The organism is Arsukibacterium sp., from assembly GCF_018402695.1.
Lineage (GTDB): Bacteria > Pseudomonadota > Gammaproteobacteria > Enterobacterales > Alteromonadaceae > Alishewanella.
Map to the genome: position 1 here is coordinate 1 of NZ_JAGYIM010000007.1, position 25,028 is coordinate 25,028.

29 protein-coding genes are annotated in these 25,028 nt (G+C 49.7%); 12 read left to right on the top strand and 17 right to left on the bottom strand.

Translation table 11 applies throughout. From position 1 onward, the window contains the following. The 5 genes from KG631_RS00140 to KG631_RS00160 form a co-directional block, all read left to right on the top strand. Positions 1–464: hypothetical protein (locus KG631_RS00140; protein ID WP_213994647.1), on the top strand; the 464-nt coding region annotated here is incomplete at its 5' end. Positions 465–570: 106 nt separating this feature from the next. Further along, complete coding sequence (locus KG631_RS00145; RefSeq protein WP_213994648.1) at positions 571–798, top strand: hypothetical protein; 228 nt, start codon at positions 571–573, stop codon at positions 796–798. Positions 799–886: 88 nt separating this feature from the next. Beyond that, positions 887–1,156: a hypothetical protein gene (locus KG631_RS00150; protein ID WP_213994649.1), complete on the top strand. Its 270-nt coding sequence runs from the start codon at positions 887–889 to the stop codon at positions 1,154–1,156. Positions 1,157–1,248: 92 nt separating this feature from the next. After that, positions 1,249–1,569: a hypothetical protein gene (locus tag KG631_RS00155; protein WP_213994650.1), complete on the top strand. Its 321-nt coding sequence runs from the start codon at positions 1,249–1,251 to the stop codon at positions 1,567–1,569. A 97-nt stretch (positions 1,570–1,666) separates the two neighbouring features. Further along, positions 1,667–1,945, top strand: coding sequence for a hypothetical protein (locus KG631_RS00160; RefSeq protein ID WP_213994651.1), 279 nt, complete (start codon positions 1,667–1,669; stop codon positions 1,943–1,945). 51 nt (positions 1,946–1,996) lie between these two features. Here the strand turns inward: KG631_RS00160 and KG631_RS18670 are convergent, their stop codons facing one another. The 4 genes from KG631_RS18670 to KG631_RS00175 all read right to left on the bottom strand — a co-directional run bounded on the left by KG631_RS18670 (position 1,997) and on the right by KG631_RS00175 (position 3,641). Continuing rightward, complete coding sequence (locus KG631_RS18670) at positions 1,997–2,119, bottom strand: hypothetical protein (RefSeq protein WP_301003502.1); 123 nt, start codon at positions 2,117–2,119, stop codon at positions 1,997–1,999. A 130-nt stretch (positions 2,120–2,249) separates the two neighbouring features. Then, positions 2,250–2,831 carry a hypothetical protein gene (locus KG631_RS00165; RefSeq protein WP_213994652.1) on the bottom strand — a complete coding sequence of 194 codons (582 nt, stop codon included), beginning with the start codon at positions 2,829–2,831 and terminating at the stop codon, positions 2,250–2,252. Positions 2,832–2,838: 7 nt separating this feature from the next. After that, positions 2,839–3,246, bottom strand: a complete 408-nt coding sequence (locus KG631_RS00170) for a CrcB family protein (protein ID WP_213994653.1) — start codon at positions 3,244–3,246, stop codon at positions 2,839–2,841. Further along, complete coding sequence (locus KG631_RS00175; RefSeq protein ID WP_365867943.1) at positions 3,240–3,641, bottom strand: CrcB family protein; 402 nt, start codon at positions 3,639–3,641, stop codon at positions 3,240–3,242. The genes KG631_RS00170 and KG631_RS00175 overlap by 7 nt, the downstream gene beginning before the upstream one ends. A gap of 191 nt (positions 3,642–3,832) precedes the next feature. Here KG631_RS00175 and KG631_RS00180 point away from each other — a divergent pair, with 191 nt between their 5' ends. From KG631_RS00180 to KG631_RS00190, 3 genes are read left to right on the top strand one after another with little or no spacing between them, the layout of a single operon-like run. Beyond that, positions 3,833–5,308: a DUF1538 family protein gene (locus tag KG631_RS00180; RefSeq protein ID WP_213994655.1), complete on the top strand. Its 1,476-nt coding sequence runs from the start codon at positions 3,833–3,835 to the stop codon at positions 5,306–5,308. Then, positions 5,305–5,655, top strand: coding sequence for a transcriptional regulator (locus KG631_RS00185; protein WP_213994656.1), 351 nt, complete (start codon positions 5,305–5,307; stop codon positions 5,653–5,655). Before KG631_RS00180 ends, KG631_RS00185 begins: the two co-directional genes overlap by 4 nt. 9 nt (positions 5,656–5,664) lie before the next feature. Beyond that, a complete protein-coding gene (locus KG631_RS00190; RefSeq protein WP_213994657.1) occupies positions 5,665–6,060 on the top strand; it encodes a CBS domain-containing protein in 396 nt (131 codons plus the stop codon). A 37-nt stretch (positions 6,061–6,097) separates the two neighbouring features. Here the strand turns inward: KG631_RS00190 and KG631_RS00195 are convergent, their stop codons facing one another. From KG631_RS00195 to KG631_RS00225, 7 genes are all read right to left on the bottom strand, one after another. Beyond that, entirely contained in the window at positions 6,098–7,561 is a 1,464-nt protein-coding gene (locus tag KG631_RS00195; protein WP_213994658.1) for a VCBS repeat-containing protein, read from the bottom strand. A gap of 131 nt (positions 7,562–7,692) precedes the next feature. Continuing rightward, positions 7,693–8,493, bottom strand: coding sequence for a transporter substrate-binding domain-containing protein (locus tag KG631_RS00200; RefSeq protein ID WP_213994659.1), 801 nt, complete (start codon positions 8,491–8,493; stop codon positions 7,693–7,695). 56 nt (positions 8,494–8,549) lie between these two features. Continuing rightward, a complete protein-coding gene (locus KG631_RS00205) occupies positions 8,550–9,803 on the bottom strand; it encodes a serine hydrolase (protein WP_213994660.1) in 1,254 nt (417 codons plus the stop codon). A 56-nt stretch (positions 9,804–9,859) separates the two neighbouring features. Continuing rightward, on the bottom strand, positions 9,860–10,282 hold the full coding sequence (locus KG631_RS00210; protein ID WP_213994661.1) for a hypothetical protein: 423 nt from the start codon (positions 10,280–10,282) through the stop codon (positions 9,860–9,862). A 149-nt stretch (positions 10,283–10,431) separates the two neighbouring features. Next, positions 10,432–11,235 (bottom strand): DUF1338 domain-containing protein, encoded by an 804-nt coding sequence (locus KG631_RS00215; RefSeq protein ID WP_213994662.1) that lies wholly within the window; start codon positions 11,233–11,235, stop codon positions 10,432–10,434. 78 nt (positions 11,236–11,313) lie between these two features. Continuing rightward, positions 11,314–12,354 (bottom strand): arginine N-succinyltransferase, encoded by a 1,041-nt coding sequence (gene astA / locus KG631_RS00220; RefSeq protein WP_213994663.1) that lies wholly within the window; start codon positions 12,352–12,354, stop codon positions 11,314–11,316. Positions 12,355–12,357: 3 nt separating this feature from the next. Further along, positions 12,358–13,581, bottom strand: a complete 1,224-nt coding sequence (locus KG631_RS00225; protein WP_213994664.1) for an aspartate aminotransferase family protein — start codon at positions 13,579–13,581, stop codon at positions 12,358–12,360. 159 nt (positions 13,582–13,740) lie between these two features. On the opposite strand from KG631_RS00225, the gene KG631_RS00230 reads away from it, so the two are divergent. Next, on the top strand, positions 13,741–14,205 hold the full coding sequence (locus tag KG631_RS00230) for an Lrp/AsnC family transcriptional regulator (protein WP_365867947.1): 465 nt from the start codon (positions 13,741–13,743) through the stop codon (positions 14,203–14,205). Positions 14,206–14,215: 10 nt separating this feature from the next. Next, positions 14,216–15,568, top strand: coding sequence for a chromate efflux transporter (gene chrA, locus KG631_RS00235; RefSeq protein WP_213994666.1), 1,353 nt, complete (start codon positions 14,216–14,218; stop codon positions 15,566–15,568). Here chrA and KG631_RS00240 read toward each other — a convergent pair. The 5 genes from KG631_RS00240 to KG631_RS00260 all read right to left on the bottom strand — a co-directional run bounded on the left by KG631_RS00240 (position 15,565) and on the right by KG631_RS00260 (position 21,847). After that, positions 15,565–17,577, bottom strand: a complete 2,013-nt coding sequence (locus KG631_RS00240) for a 5'-nucleotidase C-terminal domain-containing protein (protein ID WP_213994667.1) — start codon at positions 17,575–17,577, stop codon at positions 15,565–15,567. The two genes, chrA and KG631_RS00240, sit on opposite strands and share 4 nt — an antisense overlap. A gap of 139 nt (positions 17,578–17,716) precedes the next feature. Continuing rightward, a complete protein-coding gene (locus KG631_RS00245; RefSeq protein ID WP_213994668.1) occupies positions 17,717–19,159 on the bottom strand; it encodes a diguanylate cyclase in 1,443 nt (480 codons plus the stop codon). A gap of 41 nt (positions 19,160–19,200) precedes the next feature. Continuing rightward, positions 19,201–19,614, bottom strand: coding sequence for an HIT family protein (locus KG631_RS00250; protein ID WP_213994669.1), 414 nt, complete (start codon positions 19,612–19,614; stop codon positions 19,201–19,203). A 128-nt stretch (positions 19,615–19,742) separates the two neighbouring features. Next, positions 19,743–20,594 (bottom strand): S-formylglutathione hydrolase, encoded by an 852-nt coding sequence (gene fghA, locus KG631_RS00255; protein ID WP_213994670.1) that lies wholly within the window; start codon positions 20,592–20,594, stop codon positions 19,743–19,745. Between the two features lie 140 nt (positions 20,595–20,734). Next, the gene (locus KG631_RS00260; protein WP_213994804.1) at positions 20,735–21,847 is read right to left on the bottom strand and encodes an S-(hydroxymethyl)glutathione dehydrogenase/class III alcohol dehydrogenase; all 1,113 of its coding nucleotides are present in this window, start codon (positions 21,845–21,847) and stop codon (positions 20,735–20,737) included. A gap of 313 nt (positions 21,848–22,160) precedes the next feature. Here KG631_RS00260 and KG631_RS00265 point away from each other — a divergent pair, with 313 nt between their 5' ends. Beyond that, positions 22,161–23,030 (top strand): LysR family transcriptional regulator, encoded by an 870-nt coding sequence (locus KG631_RS00265; RefSeq protein ID WP_213994671.1) that lies wholly within the window; start codon positions 22,161–22,163, stop codon positions 23,028–23,030. Positions 23,031–23,128: 98 nt separating this feature from the next. Beyond that, positions 23,129–23,773, top strand: a complete 645-nt coding sequence (locus KG631_RS00270) for a DsbA family oxidoreductase (protein ID WP_213994672.1) — start codon at positions 23,129–23,131, stop codon at positions 23,771–23,773. Between the two features lie 18 nt (positions 23,774–23,791). Here KG631_RS00270 and bktB read toward each other — a convergent pair whose 3' ends face one another. Then, positions 23,792–24,979: a beta-ketothiolase BktB gene (gene bktB / locus KG631_RS00275; protein WP_213994673.1), complete on the bottom strand. Its 1,188-nt coding sequence runs from the start codon at positions 24,977–24,979 to the stop codon at positions 23,792–23,794. Positions 24,980–25,028: the final 49 nt, after the last annotated feature.

Here is a 25,028-nt window from a genome sequence, read left to right on the forward strand (position 1 = left end):
TTGGCACATCGATGCCGGATAGTGAGGGGGAGTCCATGTTATTGCATCACTTGCGGCCTGCGGCCGCTGGGACGCCAACCCGCTGCGCGGCTCGTCGCCCGCGTGCTTTGCGTTATGCCTACGGAAGTATTATGAAGCTTCTAGCTGCCATAGCCATTCTATGTTCCTTTCATGTGCAAGCTACAGAGAATAAACCGCTGTGCCAACACAGGGAATTGCGTATTGAGCCTGATATGCAAATGAAGGAAACTGTATTTACAAAAGTTAATGCAAAGTCAGCAAAAGCTGCGTTGGAGAGGCTTGATTCTAATAGCAATGATTTGTTGGCTCTATTCGCCATTGAAAATAACAGACGAATTGTTCGTGGCTACAAATTACGAGCCAGAGCACTCGAGTCAGGAGAAAAAGACGATATTGAGTCCTTCTGCGATTTTTATGTTTCTGAGGCTTTTTATCATGACTAAAAAGCATTACAAAGCAAGCCAGTATCGCCCGTTGGTCGCTCGACTCGCAACAAGTTGCTCGCGTTTGTGGCGGGTGTTCAGTTTAACCAAGAGTAGTTGATGAATTATGGATGAAATTAAAATCACAACCGAGCAGGCATACCTGGCAATGATTGCGTTTCTTGAAAACTATTATTCATTAACTAATGCAGATGAAATTGGGGCTTTACTTGGCGGTTTATCATTACTGCCCGGCGGCGGCAGTGCAGATCCAGCCGCAAAAAGTGACTGGGATGATGCAATACACAAAGTATTATCGGGCAAAGTGAATGCGCAGCTTCAACTCAATACATGACAAGGCGCTGTTGTGGCCACTGTCGTAGCTGAAATGGATTACGCTAAATTCAGCAGCCCGAAGCTTGGCATTGAATTTCGGAGAGAGTATGGGTTTAGCCCAAGAGATTATCGTTGAGTCAGCATCCGAGGCGCAGTTAAAAGAATCTATCGAAGAGTTCTGCGCTGATTTTACGAGCTATAAGAAAGATAATATCTGGGTGATAACGGAGCATAATTCTCAGAAAATGAACTTTGAGATTAAGGTTGAAGGCTCTAGCATACGCTGCCATCGCTCAGGAGATTATTTTGAAGTGCTCGGAATGTTTATTGAGTTTCTAAGTGGCGCCTTTGCGTCAATCAACATCAGTGATGCCTGATAAATTTAACAAAGCCGGTTAGCACCAGCCACAGCGAGACCAGTATAGTAACACCGCTGAATGCCGTTTTCTGCTATTAGAAGGATCTATAAATGTTTAAAACAAAAGTGTTTATCAAACGGTTTCTTATTATCGCAATACTGCTTAATCTTCCGCCGGTGATTACCCCCATTTTCATCAATATAGGCCTGGAGCCAATAGTGTTGCTGGTTGCGCTGGGGCTGTGGGCAAATGTGCCTTTATTCGCCGGCTTAGATGGTTTGTTCGGAAACTCCAATATCGTATATGGTGAATTTGGAATGATGGATGCTCCGGCTATAGTTATGTTATCTATAGTTATTTTTTGGATAATATGTGCGGCATTTATAGCCCGGGTTAGCGTAGCGTTTTCAGATAGAACTAATAGTGTTTAATTTCTACTATCAAAAATGTGGCTGCTGGCAGCCGATTTATATAAGACACAGTTGTCGGCATAATAATCAGCCTACGTAAGTGAAGGAGATGCTAAAAATGGAGCTTAATTCGATTGAAGATGTAAAAGCGCTTAATGAGTACCAAACCGTAAAGCAAATTGAGCGTATCGAGAAAAAAATACACCGGCTTAGCTTTGTGCCTGCCACTTCATGTGCTTTTCTAATTGCCTGGGCGGTTTGGTGTACCTGGACGGCTGTAGCGTGGTCACCGATCCATATCATATTAATTGCGATATCCATTGCCACTGTTGGTCATGCTAATGTGCAGCGAACTGATTTGATAAGACGGTTATTTGAATTAAAGTATGGAAAATAATGACGCCGGCAAAATTCGGCTTTGTCGGCGAAGCACTGTAAAGTGGTTTTACTAGTTCTGATGCCCTAGTATATTTTTCTCGCTTTTCTTCGACGATTTAGCCGCTTTCTTTTCTTTAGCGGTTAACAGGGGTTTCTTTTTCACGTCTTTTTTACTGTCCTGGCCTTTACTCATTATAATCACCTGTATTGGAAATAAGCTTAACGTAAGGGCCCGCGGCGCCATACAGTTAGCAGTATGGCCCTTATTACCCAAAGCGCAATAGCCGCCAGCTCAGGCCATTACTTTTATTTCAATCGGCCGGTCATTGCGGTGCCTGCCAGCCCTGCTCTGCTTTGGCAACACAAACCGGGTTGCCTTCAGCCTGCAGTGATTCAGCAAAAAACCATTCTTTAAATACCTGCCAGTCGTCATTAATCGGGCTTTGGCATTTGCCGTTGGCCTGGCTGGCGAATAAATCCTCTGCACATTTCGGCGTATCGGGTAAGCTGCCACGGTAGGCGTAGGCGTAAACCACCTGGCAATGGCTGCTGACATAGGTGCGAAACACCACCAGCCAGCCTTGCTGATACCGTACCAGACTAAAACTGGGAATGCGGTGTTCTACCGCTGTGGCGATAACATCGGGCGCTTCGGCCTGCTCCAGTAAAACCAGCTCGCCACTCTGGCGCTGCCTTATCTGAATTTTTTCACCGCGACGCCAGGCAAAGCCATCATATTCCGTGGTATCAGCTGCGGCTGTTAAAGCATTTAACCCTTTAACATCGCGGCTGACCTCCTGGCGGATAGTCCGCTCAATTTGCTCTGCTTCAGACAAGGTTTGCATTTTGTCGCAAGCGGTAAACAGTAGTAAAGCTGCAGCAGCAACTAAAAATTTCAACACCATTCTCACCTTAATTCGACGATCTTAGCCGGTTGGCTCTGGTGCCAAGCGTTAAACCTGCCAGGCAGGCCAGCAGCCAGAGTAATAATGACAAAACAACATAAGCCGATGCCAGCAGCACCTGCCCGGCCTGCAGCAATTGCATAAACTCCAGGCTGAATACCGAGAAAGTGGTAAAACCGGCACAGACACCGCTTAGCATAAACTGTTTTTGCCAGTCCGATACCTGCCAGCGGCCATCCGGCCCGGTCAGGCTGACATAGCAGCCAATCCAGAATGAACCGGCAATATTCACCAATAAGGTAGCGATGGGTAAAGCGGTGCCCGGCGTCATCAGCAATAACGAGCAGCTAAAGCGCAGCAAAGCACCCACCGCACTACCAACGCCTACTGCCACATATAACCCGGGCCTTACCATATCAGATTACCCAGGCTAAAACCGGCGAATACCAGACTTAAACATAAGCCAAATGATAAGCCAATATTCAGCAATGCCTGGCGGTAATGGTGGCTTTGCCACAAGATAAGGGTTTGCAGGCTGAAAGACGATACCGTGCTGTAACTACCCAGCAAGCCGACAGCCATCAACTGCGCCCAGACGGCGCGATCCGCAAATGCAGTCGGCCAGGCTGCCAGCATACCCATCATCAATGCCGCAGTGCTGTTTACCATCAGGGTACCCAGCGGAAATTGCACTCCCCACCGCCTGGCGGTGAGATTAGAAACAGCAAACCGCAGCATGCCCCCTGCAGCGGCTGCAAGTGCTAATGGCAAAACTAACGAACCGGACAAGATGATGTCGTTCAAGCGCAAACTTAAATTAATGCCAGGGAGAATGCTGCTGACACTAACCGGCTAGCCAGAGCCTGTCAAGCAGCTACTGGCAGGCTTTTGCCCAAACATCTTGCGGTATATCAATTCATTAATATGGTTTTTAAATTGGGATTGTTGCTACTTTACCTTACACTTATACGATTACCGCCAGCAAAAATTCAGGAGTTAAAGTGCTGCAACAATTTTTACAGCAACTTTTGCATGCTTTGAAAAACCTGTTGCCAATAGTGCTGGTGGTGTTGTTTTTTCAGTTCGCTATTTTTCAGAGTTTACCCAGTGATCCACTAAGTATTACCATTGGTTTATTTATTGTTGCCGTAGGTATCGCCTTATTTTTACTGGGGTTGGAACTGAGTATCTTTCCGGTTGGCAAAAACCTGGCCAACCAGTTTGCCCGTAAAGGATCTCTGCCGTTATTGATGGTGTTTGGTTTTGCTATCGGCTTTGCTGCGGTAATTGCTGAACCGGCACTTATTGCCGTGGCTGAGCAGGCCGAGCAAATTAGCCAGGGCCGGGTTAACGGCTTAACCTTAAGGCTGATAGTGGCGCTGTCAGTGGGTACTGTGATGGCGCTGGGCGTATTACGAATAATTTTAGGCTGGCCTATTCACTGGTTGATGATTGCCGGCTATATCGTGGTGTTACTGGTGACCTTTTTTGCCCCGGCAGAGATTGTCGGCCTGGCGTATGACTCGGGTGGCGTTACCACCAATATTGTTACCGTACCGCTTATTGCCGCTTTAGGTTTAGGCCTGGCCAGTTCAATCAAAGGCCGTAACCCACTGACTGACGGCTTTGGCCTGGTAGCGCTGGCAGTAATGGTGCCAATGATCAGCGTTCAAGTTTATGGTATCTGGGTATATAACTTTAGCAGCACCACTGCTATCAGCCAGGTAGCCGCGACACCCAGTCAGTTGCACTGGTTAGTCAAAGCCCTGCTCGATTTAGCTACCATGATTAAAGATATTCTACCAATGATTTTGGTGGTACTGATATTCCAATACCTTATTTTACGCCGGCCTTTGGCCCATCCGGTTAAAGTTATTGTTGGCTTCGCTATGGTATTGCTGGGCCTGTACGCCTTTGTACTGGGGCTGAAACTGGGCTTGTTTCCGGTAGGCAGCCTGATGGCCGAGCAGTTAATTGACAAAGGTTACAACAGCTTAATTTTACTGTTTGCTTTTATGATTGGCTTTGCCACTACCATGGCTGAGCCGGCTTTGATTGCCATTGGTAACCAGGCAGAGCAAGCCGCCCGAGGTAAATTGCAGGGTTCAGTTATCCGGCTGATTGTCGCTTTTGGTGTGGCAATGGGTATTACCATTGGCGTATACCGGATTATCAGTGGTGACTCTATTCACTATTATATTATGGCCGGTTATCTACTGGTGGTAATCCTCACCGCCTTCGCCCCTAAGTATATTGTGGCCCTGGCCTTTGATTTAGGCGGTGTTACCACCTCTGAGGTTACGGTGCCGCTGGTAACCGCGCTGGGCATTGGCCTGGCCAGCTCAATTGAAGGGCGCAATGTACTAATTGATGGCTTTGGCTTAATTGCCTTTGCCTCTATTTTTCCGATCATAACCGTTATGCTTTACGCCATAGTGGTAGAGCGGTTTAGCCAAGTCAGGAGTGATCCAACATGAAATTTTCCGCAATAGTGGTTATTGCCCCGGATGAGCTGGAAGAGCAAGCCATCAGTCAGGCAAAGAAGGCAGGTGCTACCGGCATTACTATCTTATCCGGCCGCGGCATTGCTGCCGACAATCGCAAAACATTTTTGGGTATGACCTTCGAAGGCAGCCAGACGGTACTGCTTATGGTGGTAGCGAAGCATTTATCTCTGCCAATTTTAAAAAGTATGCAGGCCTTGCTGCTGGACGACGGTAATTCCCGCGGTATCGCCTTTACGGTACCTATTGATCATTTAACCGGGCTGGATATGAGCCAGGTATTAAAATTTGAACAACATCTGCGCGAGCAAAATGATTAGGAGCTAAAAATGGCCGTAAAACTGGTAAAACAGCTGATGGTAACCAATGTTATCTGCATTTCTCCATTCAGCACCCTGCGCGAAGCGCTGAGCATGATGAAAAAACATAATATTAAGTGTTTAGTGGTCGACCGGCAGGGCCCGCACGATGCCTATGGCCTGATCACCTACACCAATATTTTAAAAACCATTATTGCCGAAGAAGGCGATATTGATTTAATCAATGTGTACGATGTCTGCATTAAACCGGCTATTGCCGTTAGCCAGGAAATGGCGGTTAAACACGCTGCAGATTTAATGAGCCAGCATCGTTTAAAACGCTTACTGGTTACCAGTGACAATAAATTGGTCGGCTTGCTAACCATGGACGACATGATAAGCGATATACTGCAACTGATTGACTAACCCTGCCTAACCAGCAGGCTGTCAGCTAATCTGATGGCTAAGGGTTAAGCAACAACAGCAACTGGTTACGCTGTGACTCTGCATCCTGGGCGTCAAACGGCAGCACGATATCGTCTTTACCATTGCCAGTTAAATCAGCGACCAGTACCTTGCGGGCATCGCGTGGCAGGGTAAGTTTTAGCCGTTCAGAGCGGCGGCTGAATAAGCGGCCGGCTTCCGGACTGTAAAACCGCAGTTCATCCCCACCCTCGCCGACTACCAGGCTTTGCTGACCAGTACCGTCCAGATCCGCCAACTCAAATAACGGCATATCGTAACGCAGGTTGCTGATGCTGACATCGATAGTGGCGCTTTGTTTAAAATCAGCCTTGCTGCTGTATTGGCGCTGCTCGTTTAACAAGTAAAAATCAATATCGAGTTTAGCACTGCCCCGCAGTAACACCCGCACGATAGTGCCAACGCCAAAGTGAGTGCTGGAAATATAAAAGTCTTTGCGGCCATCGGCATTAAAATCGTCAATCATCACGGCAATTGGTGAGGTATCGGTAGTGATCCGGGTATCGGGCTCTGCATTAAAGCTTAAGCCGGTAGCGGTTTGCTTGCCGAAGTGCACCCTAAAGCTGTTGTTGCGTTCCAGCGCATCAGCCAGCTGCTCACGGTTTACCACGATATCGGCAATACCATCACCATCAATGTCGGTAATATCCCGCACACTATCAATATTCTGGCCGCTGTAACTACGGCCAGCATCATTGCGCTGGTCGGCTTCCTGTTCAGTTGATAATGCCACCGGCCAGTTCTGGGCGACCGGTTCAGAATTAAAAGCACCATCGGCTAACTGGTAAAATACCTGGAATTTACCGTTAGCAATAAAAACTAAATCGAGCCGGCCATCTAAATCGACGTCAACAATGTAATGACGGCGAGGCTCATAGCTCGGATTGTCGCGCCAGCTGGTTACCAACGCATCAATCTTTAACGAGTATTGCTTGAAACTGCCATCCGGCTGCTGCCGGAATACATGGCTCTGGTTAAAGTCAGGCAACAGAAAATCGGCAGCTTCACTGCCAAGTTCCAGCACAAAATCGCTACGGCGCAGCCGGTTTTTATCCAGCACCCGGTAAATTGAAGGACTCTGCAGCAGCGGCTCAACGTCGCCGCTAACCGGGTTGTACCAGCTGACACCGTCCAGGGTTAAGAATACTAACGCCTGCTGAAGCTGGTTATCTGCTGTCATCAACCTGGCCTGACTGAAATACTGGGCATTGGCCGGAATTGCCACCGGCTGTACCTGATAATCGCCACCTAAATTTACCAGGCTTAACCAGCGCTCAAACTGACTAAAGCCGGACACTGCCAGCAGTTTTTCATCATCAAGGTGCACCATATTGCCATTGGCCGGGTGGCCCAGAGGGATGGTCACTTTGTCCAGCTGTTTGGCAGTTAATGGCGCACTGATTAACGCTACACTGATTAAGGCTAACGGTAACGAAGAGTACATAAGCAATAACATCCCTGAATAAAATACAAGCGCGATATCGGCCAGCAACACCAGCTGGCTTTAAGTAACAATAACTTAGTAACAATTACTTAGTAAGAAATACTGAGTAAACTACCGGCCGGATCAATCTGCTATGGCAGTGCTTTCGGCAGTTGCTGTCTGATACGATCGACTTCACCTGACGCCTGCATTAACTGCCACTGTTGTTGTAACTGCAATAACAACGCCTGATTAACCGATTGGCGGCTGAATGCAAAATAGACAGGATTATCATGAATAACAAAAAGCTTACGGTACTGGCTTTTCAGATCATCCCGTTTAAGCAGCTCATCAACAATGGCTTCATCTTCCAGTGACGCCATCACCCGGCCCGATACCAGCATCGCCAGCTTTTGCTGGTTACCGGAGGCGGCAAATAACCGCGACTGCAACGCCGGATTGTCCTGCAATAATTGTTGCCACTCTGGGCCATAATAAGCCCCTTCGGTTATAGAAATAACACCGTCAAGCGCCAGCAGCTGCTTAAGATCAGTCACAGAGTCGGCGATACGACGCGAACCAAAAACCACCATTCGCTCACTATGGTGTGGCCCGACAAAATAACTGTACTTTGCCCGCTCCACTGTTTCCGACATGCCGACCATTACATCCAGTTTGCCTTGCTCCAGCATTTTTATTGCCCGACCAGCCGGCAAGGCAATAGGCTGAACCGTGCAGTTTACTTTTGCTGCCAGCCCATCAAGCAACGCATAAAACTGCTGCGATACCCGGGTGTCGTTGTGCGAGCCCGCGGCGTCGTGCTGGCGCTCTGACTCTACCCGGACGCTAAACTGACAAGGTGACGTCGGCTCAGCCAGTAAACGGGGGCTTAGTGGCAGTAGCATTGCCAACAACAGCAAGCCTGACAAAAGCTGTAACTTCTTAAATAGCATTTACTAGGGTCTCTGTTAAGCCGTTACCAGGACGTTTGCGCCGGTTAGTGCGTAAACTATAACGCGAAATGATCTGAAAGCGCTCGAAAAAAACGATATTCATCGAGTCCGGCCCGGTACAGCGGTTTGGGTTGCGCAGCCCACTGCACCACCACTAAGTTGGTGTCGGGGTCGACAAAAACATACTGGCCAAAAATCCCCTCGGCAGCATAACTGTTGCCATGCATTGGCCACAACATGTAGCCATAATTAACGGTCTTACCGCCAATCACCTGGCGGGTGCTGGCCGCTTGCATCCAGCCCTCTGGCAATACCCGCTGTGGCTTGCCATCAACAGTGATGACGCCCTCATTTAGCATAAACAAGCCAAAGCGGCCATAATCGCGCAGCGTCGCCGATAAACCACTGCCCCCGACTTCCAGGCCATCTGCTGATTGCAGCCACCAGTTGGCATCGCTTTCCATGCCAAGTGGCACCCAGATTTTCTCCGATAAATACTCTGCCACCGGCTTACCAGTCGCCGCGCCCACCAACGCCCCAGCCAGCTGGGTTTCGCCGGTACTGTAATTCCAGACACTCCCCGGCTCTGCCGCGCGCGGCAGTGATGCCATCAACTCCAGCACCGCGCCGGGCTTGCCACTAATTTGCGCATCCAGCATCCGCCGCCGGTCAGAGCCCGGGTCGGTGTACGTTTCATTCCAGGCCACACCCGAGCTCATCTGCAGCAGGTGTTTGACTGTTACGCCATCATAAGCCGTGTCTTTAAACTGTGGCAGGTAATCGACAATTTTGTCATCAATGCTGTTGATATGGCCGTCCTGTATCGCGGCACCAATGAGTATTGCCGTTATCGATTTCACCACCGACATCGACATCCAGCGGGTTTGCTGATCGTTCCCCAGCAGGTATTTCTCAAACTTAATTTCACCGTTATGAATAATCAGCATACCGCTGACCCGGTTCATGGCCAGCACGTCGTATAAATCGTAAGTCTGATCTTCGACGGTGTAGCTAAACTCTTGCAACGGCTTATCACTTACTGGTATTGCACTCACCGCCTCACCCCGCGCCACCGTGCGGGTTGGAAATAAGCGGTCAATATTACGAAAGGTGTTTACCTGAATATCCGGATACAACTTGCCATCATACACCTGGCGCACCGTGCCAATAGGTTCATTGGCATGGCGATAGGCTGTTTCTGCGGCGATCTTTGTATCCGCTGCACTCTCGGTGTCAGCTGCCGATGTAAAGTTACAGACGCTCAATAAAATAACTAAGGTGGCAGGAGTTACAAATTTGGAATTAAACATCGAATTTTAATCCTTTTATACAATTAACAGGCATCTGACGGACAGCAATCACATTCTCAAAGCTTGTCGGGACGATAAAGAGCAGTGCCCAGGATCAGTGCAAAACAGCTCAGCACAAAAGCTTTATTAACAAACCAGTTAGTGCGCCAGATGCTCCAGTCTGGTTCGGCCAGAAAACGGGCGAACAAGGTGCAGATAATGGCAATTTCAATAATAGACATGGCAATCGCAAGCATACGGGTATATGTCGGGCGTGCCAGCAGCGCCCAACCCAGCCAGATATGGGCTATTGGCCATAAATCCCAATAAATATATTTTGTCAGCGGCTCACCATAAGCCAGCGAATAGCCGATTGGGAACAGATATTTAATAAACAGCGTCCAGGCGGCAAGAATAAACAACAAATGAGCCAGAAAGCCGACCCAGGTGCTGGCATTATGTTGGCTCGGCTGTAGTAGCGAGTACTCCGGTTGATTCATATTAATTTGACTATCTAAAGCATAGTTAAAAATACATAAGCTAAGAATAGAACAAATGCCGCCTGATAAATATAAAAAAGGCCAGCTGGGTGCTGGCCTTGGGAAAAGTGCTTATTGCTTGGCATTAATGCAAATTAACGCGCCTGCTCTTAACGAGAATTAGTACTTTCAAAAATTTTATCAGCAGATGCCGCAACAAAACCGCTGTATAGCATGCCATTGCTTAATGGGTAACGACGGGCGAACTCGTAAAAGCAGCTTGGAATAGTCGCTACCGTATCGCTGAACTGTACCGGGTGTAAGTCAGCCAGGGTAGATGACTGCTCCAGGTACACGTCCGGGGTGCCTTTAATCTCGCCGCCTGAAGTATTCAGTAAAAAGCCGGCGTGCTTTAGCGCGGTATTTACCTGCTCTAAGCTATCGAAACTGGCCAGCTCGTTGACGCTAACGGTAAAGTGGTTGGCCCGGTAACCCCAGGCAGCAACCCAGGCCGCGTATTCACTTTCAGCCAGCAGTTTTTCATAAGTCGCCTGGCTTACCTGCCAGTGCGTGCCGCTGTATAAAAAGTTATCTGCACTTACTGCTTCGTCTGGAATTTGCGCAACCAGTTCGGTGATGGTGTCACGTAAAAAGGCTGAACATTGATCCAGCAGCAATTCTGAGATAAACACTTTCGGCTGGTTGCGGTCCGGGTGCTCAAAATGTTTGGCGTACAGCTTTTTTGCGGCAAAGTGATACTCACCACACTCTTCATAGCCCAAAGCCAGAAAATGCGCAGCCAGTTTTGCCAGGCCTACTTTTTCCAGGTTAAAGGTGCGCAGGGCAATATGATCGTTAATGACATCATCCTGTTGAGATGAACCCAGTAACTCGTGCACCTTTCTGGCCGACGGCGTTACTGCGACATAGTCTTGCCATAAGTTGGCGAACAGGGCATTTACATCAGTGTGCATATCTACTCCGGGTTAGTCGAATCACAATTTTAAATAGGGTTATATAAACTAAAAACATTATACGGCAATGATGCTTTATCAGGCCTGATCCAGATTAATAAATCGGGCCATTTCACCATCGCTTAGTTGCAAAATTTCTGCCAGCTGCGGGCTGATAATCAGGCTATTGCTCTGCTCATCAAAACGGGCGGTTTTACCAAAGCTGGCCCGAAAATCTTTAATCGCCGTATTGGCGACGGCCAGGGTAAATTCACCCTGCGCTTCTTCTGCTGTCGCTGCCACTGTTACCGGCACTTTTTTGCTGGCCGCAACGGATTTTATCTGGCTAAGTGGCGCTTCAACCGTTGGCCCGGCATCGAATAAGTCGATATAGCCACGATGACTGAAGCCTTCTTTTTCCAGCATCCGCAGTGCCGGCTTGGTGTTTTCATGCACCTGACCAATTACCGCCTGAGCACTTTCTGGCAGCAAGCCGACATAAATCGGATGGCGCGGCATCAGCTCAGCAATAAAGGCTTTTTTACCCACGCCAATCAGCTGATCGGCAGTCGGGAAATCGATAGTTAAAAACAGCTTTTGCAACCAGTGCCAGAATGGTGGCTGGCCGTCTTTATCGGCAGCACCGCGCATTTCGGCAATCACTTTACTGGCGAAACGCTCAGGGTGTTCGGCCATAAATAAAAACCGCACCTTGGATAAAAAGCGACCGGCATGATTACGCCGGTAGCTTTCGCGCAGGAACAGCGTGCAAATTTCTGAGGCGCCGGTGTAGTCGTTACATAAGGTCAGGGTGCGCAGCTGGTTCATTACGTTCAGCTCAGCACTGTGGTGAATAACAGTGTTTTGCTGAAAGTGATACAGTGGCGTTTGCAGGCCTACTGCGGCTTCAATGCCGGTAGTACCGACTATTTCACCACTAGCAGTGTCTTCCAGTACAAACAAATAGCCCTGATCACCCGGCGCGGTTACCTCAGCACTGAAGCTTTGCTCGGCATGCTTAATTTTCTGGGTCAAGCGGGCATCATGTACCGGCAAAGACGTAAAGCCATGGCCGGATTCAATGGCAATTTGCTTTAATGCCGCAAAATCAGCAGAGGTAATAGGCCTGATAAGCAACATAATTTACGCCTGCTTTGCCGGTGTCGCGGCCACAACCTGAGCAATCGCTTGCTCAAACCGTGCCATGCCTTCAATAATATCGGCATCCGGAATAACTAACGACGGTGCAAAACGTACCACGTTCATCCCGGCTACCAGCGTCATTACCCCGTGTTCAGCACCGGCCAGCATAATATCCCGCGCTTTGCCGGCATAATCGGCATTTAATACCGCACCAATGAGTAAGCCCATACCCCGTACTTCACTAAATATCGGATATTTATCGTTGATCCGCTGCAATTCCTGCTTAAACAGCGCTGCCTTGCTATGCACGCCGTTAAGTACCGCCGGGGTGTTTACCGTATCTACCGCCGCCAGGGCCACTGCACAAGCCAGTGGGTTACCGCCATAAGTCGAACCATGGGTGCCCACCACTAAATGCTTGGCTATTTCGGTGGTGGTTAACATGGCACCAATCGGGAAACCGCCACCCAGCGCTTTAGCAGTAGTAAGAATATCCGGGGTAACGCCATAGGCCATGTAAGCATACAACTCGCCGGTCCGGCCGACGCCGGTTTGCACTTCATCAAATATCAGCAAGGCATTGTGCTTATCACACAATTCACGCACACCTCTAATAAACTCGTTGGTGGCCGGCACGACACCACCCTCGCCCTGCATCGGCTCCACCATTACCGCACAGGTATTGGCACTGATCAGCGCTTTTAAGCTATCCAGGTTATTAAATTCAGCATGCTCGATGCCTTCCGGCTTCGGGCCAAAGCCATCTGAATAGGCAGGCTGACCGCCAACAGTGACGGTAAAGAACGTACGGCCATGGAAGCCCTGTTTAAACGAGATGATCTGATCTTTATGCTCGCCATATTTGTCTTTGGCATACCGGCGGGCCAGCTTTAATGCGGCTTCATTGGCTTCGGCGCCCGAGTTGGCAAAATAGACTTTTTCAGCAAAGGTAGTGTCGACCAGCGCTTTGGCCAGCAGCAGTGCCGGCTCATTGGTGAGTACATTTGATAAATGCCACAGCTTATCGGCCTGCTCTTTTAAGGCGCTAACTAAAGCCGGATGACAATGGCCCAGACAATTAACGGCAATACCACCGGCAAAATCGATATATTCTTTGCCCGCCTGGTCCCACAGTTTAGACCCCTGGCCTTTTACCGGAATAATCTGCGCCGGCGCATAGTTAGGCACCATCACTTCATCAAATAAACTTCTGCTTACTACCATTTTATAACCTCTGTCTGTCAGCTAAGGCCCCGTTTATATCGTTAGTTGGTCGGAGCGGAATTAATACCACTATTATATTGGCGAGCTTAAGCAATGTGCAGTATCATTATTAACAATTTTACAAGTAAATACGTCATTTTGACGGAAGGATTTAGCAAAGTGTCAGATAACTCGGTTAAAGCTGGCAACAGCAGCACCATTACCAAAGAAGATGAAAAGCTGTTAGCCGTACTGCAGCATAACGCCCGCGCCAGCATTTCTGATTTAGCCCGTCAGCTCAGTGTGTCACGCTCTACCGTGCAAACCCGGCTGCAAAAGCTGGAATTAAGCGGTGTCATCAAAGGCTATACGGTAGAGTACGGCGATGCCTATTTAGCCACGCTGGTAGCAGCCCATGTCAGTATTAAAGTGCACCAGAAACTGACTGCCCGCACTAATATTGAGCTTAAACAACTACCGCAGGTGGCGGCGTTGTATGCCATTAGTGGTGAGTATGATTTAATTGCCATAGTCCAGGCGCAAAATACCGAGCAGTTAAGCCATATTCTGGATGACATAGGTAACCTGGAAGGGGTGGAGCGCACCACGTCGTCGGTTATTCTGGAAACCAAGTTTAAACGTTAAGGAACGTCTGATGTCACAACAGCAAACTCAGGTCAGCCTGTGTGAGGCTTTTTTATACTGGCTGAAACTGGGCTTTATCAGCTTTGGTGGCCCGGCCGGCCAGCTGGGCATGATGCATCAGGAGCTGGTAGAGAAACGCCGTTGGATTTCCGAACAACGGTTTTTACATGCGCTGAATTACACCATGCTGCTACCGGGGCCGGAAGCACAGCAACTGGCGACTTACATCGGCTGGCTGCTGCATGGCAAACGCGGCGCTTTTATCGCTGGCTTGCTGTTTATTCTGCCCTCTTTCTTTATTTTGTCGTTACTGGCCTGGCTTTATCTGGCGCACGGCGATGTACCGTTGCTGCAAGGTGTACTATATGGCATTAAACCGGCCGTTACCGCTATAGTGCTGTTTGCTGCCTGGCGCCTGGCAAAGAAAACCCTGCATAGCCCTGCTCTGGCAGCGTTAGCATTGCTGGCATTAATTGCTATTGCTGGCTTTAACCTGCCTTTTCCGCTCATTATCTTAACTGCTGCAATGGCAGGTTGGGTATTAATGAAGTGGTTTCCAGCGCAGCTTGAGGCGCCAGCAGCTCAGCACTCAACAACAGCGCAAGCAGCCAGTGCTGCGCAAACTGCAGCCATTATTAATGACGACAGTGCATCGCCTGCTGCGCAACGCTTTAGCTGGCGCAAACTGCTAGTTGCAGTGGCAATAGGCTTCGCCATCTGGCTGGTGGCAATTAGCTTGCTGACTGCCGTTTATGGCTGGCACAGCACCCCAACCCAACTGGCCTGGTTTTTCACTAAAGCTGCACTGCTCACCTTTGGCGGTGCCTATGCGGTGCTACCCTACGTGTACCAGGCCGCCGTAGAGCAATATCAGTGGTTAACCGCACTGCAGATGATTGATGGCCTGGCACTGGGCGAAAGCACCCCCGGGCCACTGATTATGGTGGTAACTTTTGTCGGTTTCGTGGCCGGCTGGAGCGAGCAATTGTTCGGCCCGGACAGCCTGATCCAAGCTGGGTTGATGGCGGCGGCCATCGTTACCTTCTTCACCTTTTTGCCGTCGTTTCTGTTTATTATCGCCGGCGCGCCGTTAGTTGAAGCCAGCCGACAGCACGCGGCTTTTACCGGGCCGCTGACCGGTGTTACTGCGGCGGTGGTCGGGGTAATTGTTAATCTGGCGCTGTTTTTTGGCTACTATGTGCTGTGGCCAGAGGGCTTCAGCGGCCAGTTCGATATTATTGCGTTATTACTGGGTTTAGCAGCCGGCCTGGCATTGTTTAAATTTGAGCAAAGTATTATGCGGGTATTGGCCGCAGCAGCCGTGGCCGGCATGCTGCTTAGCCTTATCCAGGGCCCGCTCTAACGCCGGTTAAGCGTAACGGTTGGTTGCCGTTGTTGCTGCCACAGGGTCGGCGTGGCTTTTAAGTAATCGATCATCGCAGCGGCTGCCACCTTGCAGTCGTTGCCAGCGGTTTTACAAGGCAAGCCATCGGCCTGCTGATACTGCGGCACAAAGGCCTGCTGGCCGCTGCTGTCGGTTATAGCTTCTACCCGCTTAAGCGGATAAATGGCCAGTTGCTGCTGTTCAATAATCACGTCAATCCGATCGGTGCTTTGCTGCTGTACCTGTTGTAACCGCTGCCAGCCATCATTGCCATTAGCCAGGTAATTAGTGGTCGCCAGGCTGTAAGTTGCATCAGGCTGAATATCCTGCCAGCGTTCGCCCTGCAACCACTGCAGCTGTTCTAACACCGCCCCGCCATCGGCCGTCTCACGGGCGATATAGCGCAAATGGCTGCTATAAGGAAATTTACCCGCATGGGCGCCTTCTGGCAGGGTGGCCCCAACCACATCCGCCAGCAAAGCCGTTAGCTCTGCACCGGTAATACTGAGAATGCTTAATGGGGTATCAAAAGGCAGTACTTCTAAGCGGATATGGCCTTCATAAATCGCACCTGCTTCAAGATTAGCCCGGATATTACCGGCACCAATTAAGGTGAAATCAACCTGACGCCTGGTTTTCGCCCGCACCGCCGGCTGGTTTAACCAATAATACATGGCATCAGTAATATGGCCGGCCAGAACTGAACCATGCTGATCACTGCCACCGCTGCCCGGCAAACGTACATGCGGGATGGTTTGCTCGGTGGCACTGATTTGGGCGCCATAGGCTTTGCGCACTGCCGGCAGATAGACATCATCTATTAGCTGACGCAGTTGTGGCTCCTCTTCGATAATCGCAGTGCGCTGCAGCTGATTAATATAATTTTCGGTCTTTTGCTGCTCTGCCTGGGGTATCCGGCTGTTTTCACTGCGTAGTGCCAAACTGAAATAGTCCCGGCTGGCCAGTAAAGTGTTTTCGCCGGCGCACTGGCTTAAACGTCCGGCGCGATCAAATATCAGCTCTGCAGCACCCACCGCCTGAGCAAACTGACCGGCCTGGACAATACAGGTCTGGCCGATACCGTCCGGATTTGCAATAAGCTCAGCATAAGGCGCTTGCTGGCCCAGATACCACTGGCGAAAGTCGCCCAGTAAACTGTGTGAATGGCCACCGACGATGGCATCAATACCATTAACCTGGCGGGCCAGTGCTACATCACGCTGGTGCCCTAAATGAGTCAGGGCAATAATATGCGTAATGCCTTGTGCCTGCAGATAATTCACCGTGTTCTGTGCTGCAGCAACTTCTGAGGCAAACACCAGCTCGCCGGTCTCAGGCACCATACTGCGCATATCTTCAAGCGCTAAACCAAACACCGCAACAATGGTTTTCCCGGCTGCATCGCTAACGCCGGCTACCGGCGTAAGTTCGGTGCCATCAACCGTAAATAACTGATAGCGCTTAAAGTTAGCCACATCTGCTAACACCGGCTCAGCAGCAGTTTCAACATTGGCCGCCAGCAACGGGAAGTTAATATTGGCAGCAAAGTCAGCCAGTTTAGTAAGGCCGATGTCAAATTCATGGTTACCCAGTGCCATGGCATCGATACCCATCCGGTTCAGAATATCGATATTAATTGTTTGCTCAAACAGCTCAAAATAGGCGCTGCCTTTAAAGGCATCACCGCCATGTAAAAAGAGTGATGCGTCCCCATTATCGGTGGCCTGCTGCTGTAGCGCTTGTGCTTTGCTCAGCAACCGCGGGTGGCCACCGATAAAGGTATATAAGGGTTCACCATCCGGCCCCCGCACTTTTGCCGGGGTGGCATCAAACTGGGAATGGGTGTCATTAATATGAACCAGGGTAAGACGCAGGCTATCAGTCTGATCACTGTTACGATCGGGGGCAAGCTGACTGCTGCAACCTGCTGTTACAGCGCCGATTGACATAGCAACAACCAGCGCCACAACGCGTTGGGAAAACAACATAAATAAGTCCGTTTCACAAAAAAGGATATGGCGCTTACCTTAAGCACAAAGCCGCCTCGGCTCAAGTAAAAAGCGTCAAACCCGAATAATTATCTTGATTAGTTGCAAACGTAACGGCAGGAGCAACAAGACCGTTGGTTTACCAGGCGACCTGACTACGCCCCTGTTGTTTAGCACGATACAAGGCGGCGTCGGCCCGTTCAAACAAACTGCGAAAGCTATCCCCCGGCTGCAATGCTGCCACACCAAAACTGGCCGATACCGTTAACTGCTGCGCTAATTCTATCTGCTGCAACCGTTCGATAATCCTGTTACCTATGGCAACCACGGCTTCTTTAGCCGTGTTCGGTAAAATCACCACAAATTCATCGCCACCATAGCGACCAATCACGTCGATGGGCCTGATTATTTGCTGGGCTTGCTGACAAGCCTGTAACAGCACCTGATCACCGGTACTATGGCCATATTTATCATTAATTTGCTTAAAATGATCAATATCAAACACCATCAGACATAATTGTTCGCCCTGTTGCAAACTACGGCTGATTTCCAGTTCTGCCCGCTGTTGCAGATAATCGCGCGAAGCAACCCGGGTAAGGCTGTCGGTCGATGCCACTAACCGTAACTGATTGTTAGAGGCCATTAACGTCGGCACCGCCAACCCAAACAAAGCATTAGCCCCGATAACCACTATCGCGAACTGATACACCATAACATGGTCCATCAATGCCAGGATGTTGACCAGCAAAGCAATGGCAAAGCTGCTGATGGCGACGCTTAAGGTGGTATAAAAGGCTGATTCGGTGCAGGCAATCCACATATGGGGGATCACCAGAAAAAAGATAGCGAAGGCACTTTCCGGCGTATCGGCATAGTTGGCCAGTAACATTGCCAGACTCAGCAAAACCAGATTCAGCAGCAGTTTGTGAATAAAGTAACGGCTGGCAAAGCGCTGGGCTGGCCCGACATATTGGCCCAGCACATTAGTCGCCGCCGGGTAAAGTACACTGAGTATGGCGGCAAATAGCGGCGCGATAACAATAACCCCGGCCATATCGCCCACCCAGAACGGCAGCCAGGTTGCACTGACCGCTGTAGCTGACATCATTCCGGCGTAAACTAACGCAGCGATGCCACTGAATGTTGCAACCAGGGCACTGCTTGCTGCCAGTAAAATAAAGCCGATTACAAACAACGGTAAGGTACAGTGTGCAGCCGCTGCCAGTCGACGCAACAGCAAACTACCCAGGTAGTAAGGCAGAATATGCGCCACTCCGAATAACAAGCCGCCTTGCAAAGTCTGCCAGATGCTCAGTTGCAACTGATAATAATGAACGGCCCAGAACGTAATGCAGACACAGGCCAGTAGCAAAACAGGTGTTATTCGCAAACCTATGACAAACAGCGCGGCAAACGTTAAGCCGGCAGCAGGAAACCAGACACTGGCATGTTCGGTATATTCCACAAGCAAACCCAGCATCCAGACTGCCAGCCATAATATAAATAGCAGGCTATGGCGCAGAAATACTGAGTTTGGTCGCCACGGCAATAACGCTGGTGTGTTCTCGGCTTGGTAAGGCATAAGCTGTTTATTATTGTCGTTTTACCCAAGCTTACTGCGCTTTACAGCGCGGCGCGAATTTTTTCCGCGATTGCTTCTATTTTTTTCATTTCGCCTTGCTCGGCACCATGGCGTTTTAACTGGGATAAATGAGCCGGAATAAGATGGAAATGTAGATGAGGAACTGTCTGGCCAGCACCTTCACCATTTAACTGCATTAACACCACACCCTCAGCCCCCAGTTCTGATTTTTGCGCGGCCATTACTTTCTGCACAGTGGTCATGGTATGAGTAAGCTGGTCAGCCGGAATGTCCAGCAAGGTGGTGGCTTCAAATTTCGGGATCACCAGCGCATGGCCATCAGCCTGCGGCATAATGTCCATAAAGGCCAGCGTGTAGTCGTCTTCATATATTTTGACACTGGGTATTTCACCACGCAGAATTTTGGCGAAAATATTGTTGGTATCGTAGCTCATGCATTACTCCTTGTTGCGGGCCGTTACAGCAAATGTAGTTGATTATGCCAGTACCGAAAGTAAAAATACCAGTGCTCAGACACACTGTGGCGACCAAAACGGGGTTCCAGCCGCTTTTCAGACTTAAGTTAGTCGACTAAATATTTTGCGTGAAAGCGTAAGTGCTGCTCAATAAAACTGGCAATAAAGTAGTAGCTGTGATCATAACCGTCCTGGAGCCGGATCTGGGCTTTAACACCGCTTCGCTCAGCTGCTGCTATTAGCGTGTCGGTGCGCAGCTGCTGTGGATAAAAGTTATCCAAGGTGCCCTGATCAACCAGAATTGGCTTGGCTTTTTGGGTTTTCGCCAGCAATTCTGAGGCGTCATAATGAACCCACTGGCTTTGATCATCGCCCAGATAGCCGTTAAATGCTTTAATGCCCCACGGGCTTTGTGCGGGGTTACAAATTGGCGAGAAAGCCGATAGTGAGCGATAGCGTTCAGGGTTACGCAAGCCAATAACCAAGGCACCATGGCCGCCCATAGAATGGCCACTAATCGCCCGTACTGCTGATACCGGCAGTTCAGCCTCAACCAGTGCCGGCAGCTCACTAACGATGTAGTCATACATCTGATAGTGTTTTACGAAAGGCTCGCGGGTAGCATTAACATAAAACCCAGCCCCTAAACCAAAATCATACGCGCCGTCTGGATCATCCGGCACGCCTTCGCCGCGCGGGCTGGTATCAGGAATAATCAGAGCGATACCCAGCTCGGCAGCTACGCGCTGCGCGCCGGCTTTAGCTGAAAAATTTTCATCAGTGCAGGTCAGGCCCGATAGCCAGTACAGCGCCGCTACTTTGCGGGTTTGCGCCTGAGGCGGCAGAAATACCGAGAACTGCATTTCACAGTTGGTTACGGCTGACTGATGGGTAAACCTGATTTGTTTCCCACCAAAGCAAAGTTGTTCGCTTTGCTTAACTAAATCTATTTGAGGCATGAAGATACCACCTTAATTGAGTAGGATGGATTAGAACCCCGTTCTGGTTGCCACAGAGTGTCTGAGCGAGCGCGCCAGCGCGAACGAGTTGCTGTGGCAAGCCAGGGCGGGCGTTGTAATACGTCCTACCTACGATAAACTTAAAAATGAATTACAGTACGAATCGACTTACCTTCGTGCATTAAATCAAAGGCTTCGTTAATCCGCTCCAATGGCATAGTGTGAGTAATAAAGGTATCCAGCTCAAACTCACCGTTTAAATAGCGCTCCACATAATCTGGTAATTCGCTGCGTCCTTTTACGCCACCAAAGGCGGTACCACGCCATACCCGGCCGGTCACCAGTTGAAATGGCCGGGTTGAAATCTCCTGGCCGGCACCGGCCACACCGATAATTACCGACTCGCCCCAGCCTTTGTGACAGCATTCCAGCGCCGAGCGCATCACATTGACATTACCAATACATTCAAACGAGAAATCAACCCCGCCATCGGTCATCTCAACAATCACCTCCTGAATGGGCTTATCAAATTTCTGCGGGTTTACCACATCAGTTGCGCCCAGTTTTTTGGCAATATCAAACTTATCTTCGTTAATATCAATGGCAATAATCCGGCTGGCCTTGGCCATTACCGCGCCAATAATGGCGGATAAACCAATTCCGCCGAGGCCAAATACCGCTACGGTATCGCCCTCTTTCACCTTAGCGGTGTTCATTACCGCACCCATACCAGTGGTGACGCCACAGCCCAGCAGACAAACTTTTTCCAGTGGTGCTTCTTTATTAATTTTTGCCAGGGAGATTTCCGGCAGAACCGTATATTCCGAAAAGGTAGACGTACCCATATAGTGATAAATTGGCTTACCGTCTTTTGAAAACCGGGTAGTGCCGTCTGGCATTAAGCCTTTGCCCTGGGTGGCACGTATGGCCTGACATAAATTAGTTTTGCCAGACAAACAGAACTTACATTTACCACACTCCGGCGTATACAGCGGAATAACATGATCGCCAACCGCTACCGATGTTACCCCCTCACCTACCGCCTCAACAATACCACCGCCTTCGTGGCCTAAAATGGCCGGAAAAATACCTTCAGGATCTTCGCCCGACAAGGTAAAAGCATCGGTATGACAGACTCCGGAAGCTACAATTTTGACCAGCACTTCGCCTTTTTGCGGCGGCATTAAATCGACTTCTTCAATCGATAACGGCTGGCCTGGGCCCCAGGCGACGGCGGCGCGGGTTTTAATCATCTTCATACAGCGTCCTTATTTGAAAATACTGATAGTTATTAACGGTTATAACTATAACGTGTTTTCTATTATTTCCATATCACAGTTAATGTAGTTAAACTGCAAATCAGTTTTGTGTATTTGCAATAGTTGGCCGACAGGCAGCTTGCGTTGCAACGCCCGCCCTGGCTTGCCACAGCAACTCGCTCACGCTGGCGCGCTCACTCAGACACTCTGTGGCAACCAAAACGGGGTTCCAACCGCTGCCTTATCAGAGTCGCGCTATTTTGACGCAAGCAGCCTGGGATAAATAAGCAACTACTATGAGATTTTTATGAAACATTGGACAGGGATCAGCGAATTTGTAGCAGTAGCCGAACAGCAGAGCTTTACCAAAGCAGCAAAACAGCTGGGTATTTCAGTTGCTCAGGTCAGCCGCAATATTGCCGAGCTGGAGCAGCAATTGGCGATTAAGCTGCTGTACCGCACTACCCGTAGCGTCAGCTTAACCGAGGAAGGCCTGTTGTATTTGCAGCATTGCCGTCATCTGGTGAGCAGCCTGGAAGAAGCTAACCGCTCACTGGCAAACTTAAAGGCCACTCCCCGCGGTTTAATTAAACTGACTGCGCCGGTATTTTATGGCGAAACCCGGATTGCGCCGCTGCTACATAATTTTCTGAAACAATATCCTGATACCGAGCTGGATTTACAACTAACCAACAACAAACTCGATCTGGTACAAGGCGGCTTCGATTTGGCCATCCGCTTAGGGCCGCTGGAAAGCTCCAGTCTGATCGCCCGCAAACTGGCCAACCGTACCCAGTATGTGGTGGCCTCACCGGCGTATCTGACACAATTTGGCCTGCCAGAGAGCTTACCAGCGCTGGCCAACCATCAGTGCCTGACAGGCACCGTTAACCAATGGCGTTTTATGCTGCAGGGAAAGGTCATTCAGTTTAAACCACAGGGCCGGATTATCTGCAACAGTGGTATGGCACTGTTAGATGCCGCATTAAAAGGTTTGGGACTGGTCCAGTTACCTGACTATTACGTGAGTGAAAAATTACAAAGTGGTGAGTTGATTGCTGTGCTAAATGATCTTCGCCAACCTGACGATGGAGTCTGGGCTGTTTATCCGCAAAACCGTCATTTATCTGCCAAAGTAAGGGTGTTGGTTGATTATCTGGCCGCTGAACTGAGTTAATAGCACTTTCACAGCAGCAAACTTGGTTGGCGTGCCAAGCTATGCTAGCGTTTTAACTATTACGTATCGATTGCCCAGAAGAACAGAGACAGATCACTATGACAACCCTAAAAATTGACCTGGTATCGGATATTGCCTGCCCCTGGTGTGCTATTGGCTATGCCCGATTGCAGCAGGCACTTAGTTCATTGCCGGAGCTGGATATTGAGCTGGAATGGCACGCTTTTGAGCTCAACCCCGATAAAAGTGCGCCACAGGAGCCAATCCTGCCGGCACTAAGCCGTAAGTATGGTCGCAGCGAGGATGAAATGCGCGCTGCCCAGGCTAGTATGATGAATATAGCCAGTGAGTTAGGGCTTAATTTTGATAAAATGCAGCAGCGTTATACCTGCAATACCTTTGATGCACATCGCTTAGTGAAATGGGCGGCCACCGAAAATAAAGCAACAAAGATGAAGCTGGCACTGTTTGATGCCTATTTTGGTGAAGCGAAAGATGTTGCTGACAAAGCGGTGTTAGTGGCTTGCGCGGCACAGGCCGGTATGGACAAAGCAGAAGCCCGGCGGATCCTGGACACTGATGACTTTGCTAATACCGTAAGCGAAGATATTGCCAAATATCAGCAAGCCGGTATTTCGTCGGTTCCTGCCTTCATTATTAACAATAAATACCTTATTTCCGGCGCCCAGGAGCCAGCACAACTGATCCAGGCATTGCAGCAGATCGCCGGCGAAAGCGGATAAGCGCTAAGGCCTGCAGCGCTATTGCAATGACTCCAGCAACAGCGCAATGCCCTGGCCACCACCAATACACATGGTCACCAAACCATAGCGGCCGCCGGTGCGCTTTAGTTCAGCCAGTAGTTTAATGATCAGAATCGAGCCGGTGGCCCCAACCGGATGGCCCAGCGCAATAGCACCCCCATTCGGGTTAACTTTTGCCGGGTCTAACCCCAGTACCTGGCTTACCGCCAACGCCTGAGCAGCAAACGCTTCATTGGATTCAATTACGTCAATCTCGCTCAAGCTAATGCCACTTTGCGCCAAAACCTGTTGCACCGCTGGTATCGGCCCCAGACCCATTACGCCAGGCTCCACCCCGGCAAAGGCATAACCTAGCAAACGAGCCCGCGGCTTTAAATCGCGCTTGGTTGCTTCAGCCATACTGGTTAATACTATCGCTGCAGCACCGTCATTTAAGCCTGAGGCATTACCGGCGGTAACAATACCGTCTTTTTTAAATGCCGGTTTTAACTTAGCTAAGCTGTCAATACTGGTATCCGGCCGGATATGCTCATCCTGCGCAATTGTACTTTCGCTGCGACCACTTTTAACACTGACAGGTACAATCTGTTCTGTAAAATAGCCTTGTTGTTGTGCTCTGGCAGCACGCTGATGGCTCTGGGCAGCAAAGGTATCCAAATCCTGCCGGCTAAAACCATACTGGCTGGCAATAGTTTCAGCAGTAACACCCATATGGCCGCTGCCAAACGGGTCGGTCAAGATCCCCAGAGTCAGGTCTGTTACGCTGGCATGGCCCATCCGCAAGCCACGGCGAACATTAGGCAATAAATAGGCGCCATTACTCATGCTCTCAGCACCGCCGGCCAGCGCTATGCTGCTATAGCCCAGCTGAATTTGTTGTGCTGCAGATATTACCGATTGAACGCCGGAGCCACATAAGCGATTTACATTAAAGGCGGCAGACTTTGGCAGCATGCCGCTGTTTAGTGCAATATGCCGTGCCAGATAGGCATCTGCTGGTCCGGTAGTAATAATATGGCCAAACACGGCATGATCAATATCCGCTGGCGGCACAGCGCTGCGGCTGATCGCTGCTGTCGCGGCTGCTGTGCCCAATTCTGCCGGGCTTAAACTGGCCAGAGCACCAGCAAAGCTACCAATAGCCGTGCGGGCGCCGTCTAAAATCACCACATCAGATAATTTCATACTGGATATCTCGTTTAGTGGGGTAAAAAGAAGGCCGGTGCTTTGTCAC

What these genes read in the sequence shown, in the direction of transcription:
- KG631_RS00245 (WP_213994668.1), bottom strand. Translation starts at nt 19,159, where the DNA reads ATGCCTTACCAAGCCGAGAACACACCAGCGTTATTGCCGTGGCGACCA.
- KG631_RS00190 (WP_213994657.1), top strand. Translation starts at nt 5,665, where the DNA reads ATGGCCGTAAAACTGGTAAAACAGCTGATGGTAACCAATGTTATCTGC.
- KG631_RS18670 (WP_301003502.1), bottom strand. Translation starts at nt 2,119, where the DNA reads ATGAGTAAAGGCCAGGACAGTAAAAAAGACGTGAAAAAGAAACCCCTG.
- KG631_RS00195 (WP_213994658.1), bottom strand. Translation starts at nt 7,561, where the DNA reads ATGTACTCTTCGTTACCGTTAGCCTTAATCAGTGTAGCGTTAATCAGT.
- KG631_RS00170 (WP_213994653.1), bottom strand. Translation starts at nt 3,246, where the DNA reads ATGGTAAGGCCCGGGTTATATGTGGCAGTAGGCGTTGGTAGTGCGGTG.
- KG631_RS00215 (WP_213994662.1), bottom strand. Translation starts at nt 11,235, where the DNA reads ATGCACACTGATGTAAATGCCCTGTTCGCCAACTTATGGCAAGACTAT.
- KG631_RS00240 (WP_213994667.1), bottom strand. Translation starts at nt 17,577, where the DNA reads ATGTTGTTTTCCCAACGCGTTGTGGCGCTGGTTGTTGCTATGTCAATC.
- KG631_RS00160 (WP_213994651.1), top strand. Translation starts at nt 1,667, where the DNA reads ATGGAGCTTAATTCGATTGAAGATGTAAAAGCGCTTAATGAGTACCAA.
- astA (WP_213994663.1), bottom strand. Translation starts at nt 12,354, where the DNA reads ATGTTGCTTATCAGGCCTATTACCTCTGCTGATTTTGCGGCATTAAAG.
- KG631_RS00155 (WP_213994650.1), top strand. Translation starts at nt 1,249, where the DNA reads ATGTTTAAAACAAAAGTGTTTATCAAACGGTTTCTTATTATCGCAATA.
- KG631_RS00165 (WP_213994652.1), bottom strand. Translation starts at nt 2,831, where the DNA reads ATGGTGTTGAAATTTTTAGTTGCTGCTGCAGCTTTACTACTGTTTACC.
- KG631_RS00150 (WP_213994649.1), top strand. Translation starts at nt 887, where the DNA reads ATGGGTTTAGCCCAAGAGATTATCGTTGAGTCAGCATCCGAGGCGCAG.
- KG631_RS00250 (WP_213994669.1), bottom strand. Translation starts at nt 19,614, where the DNA reads ATGAGCTACGATACCAACAATATTTTCGCCAAAATTCTGCGTGGTGAA.
- KG631_RS00145 (WP_213994648.1), top strand. Translation starts at nt 571, where the DNA reads ATGGATGAAATTAAAATCACAACCGAGCAGGCATACCTGGCAATGATT.
- KG631_RS00265 (WP_213994671.1), top strand. Translation starts at nt 22,161, where the DNA reads ATGAAACATTGGACAGGGATCAGCGAATTTGTAGCAGTAGCCGAACAG.
- KG631_RS00270 (WP_213994672.1), top strand. Translation starts at nt 23,129, where the DNA reads ATGACAACCCTAAAAATTGACCTGGTATCGGATATTGCCTGCCCCTGG.
- KG631_RS00210 (WP_213994661.1), bottom strand. Translation starts at nt 10,282, where the DNA reads ATGAATCAACCGGAGTACTCGCTACTACAGCCGAGCCAACATAATGCC.
- chrA (WP_213994666.1), top strand. Translation starts at nt 14,216, where the DNA reads ATGTCACAACAGCAAACTCAGGTCAGCCTGTGTGAGGCTTTTTTATAC.
- KG631_RS00200 (WP_213994659.1), bottom strand. Translation starts at nt 8,493, where the DNA reads ATGCTATTTAAGAAGTTACAGCTTTTGTCAGGCTTGCTGTTGTTGGCA.
- fghA (WP_213994670.1), bottom strand. Translation starts at nt 20,594, where the DNA reads ATGCCTCAAATAGATTTAGTTAAGCAAAGCGAACAACTTTGCTTTGGT.
- KG631_RS00205 (WP_213994660.1), bottom strand. Translation starts at nt 9,803, where the DNA reads ATGTTTAATTCCAAATTTGTAACTCCTGCCACCTTAGTTATTTTATTG.
- KG631_RS00260 (WP_213994804.1), bottom strand. Translation starts at nt 21,847, where the DNA reads ATGATTAAAACCCGCGCCGCCGTCGCCTGGGGCCCAGGCCAGCCGTTA.
- KG631_RS00225 (WP_213994664.1), bottom strand. Translation starts at nt 13,581, where the DNA reads ATGGTAGTAAGCAGAAGTTTATTTGATGAAGTGATGGTGCCTAACTAT.
- bktB (WP_213994673.1), bottom strand. Translation starts at nt 24,979, where the DNA reads ATGAAATTATCTGATGTGGTGATTTTAGACGGCGCCCGCACGGCTATT.
- KG631_RS00185 (WP_213994656.1), top strand. Translation starts at nt 5,305, where the DNA reads ATGAAATTTTCCGCAATAGTGGTTATTGCCCCGGATGAGCTGGAAGAG.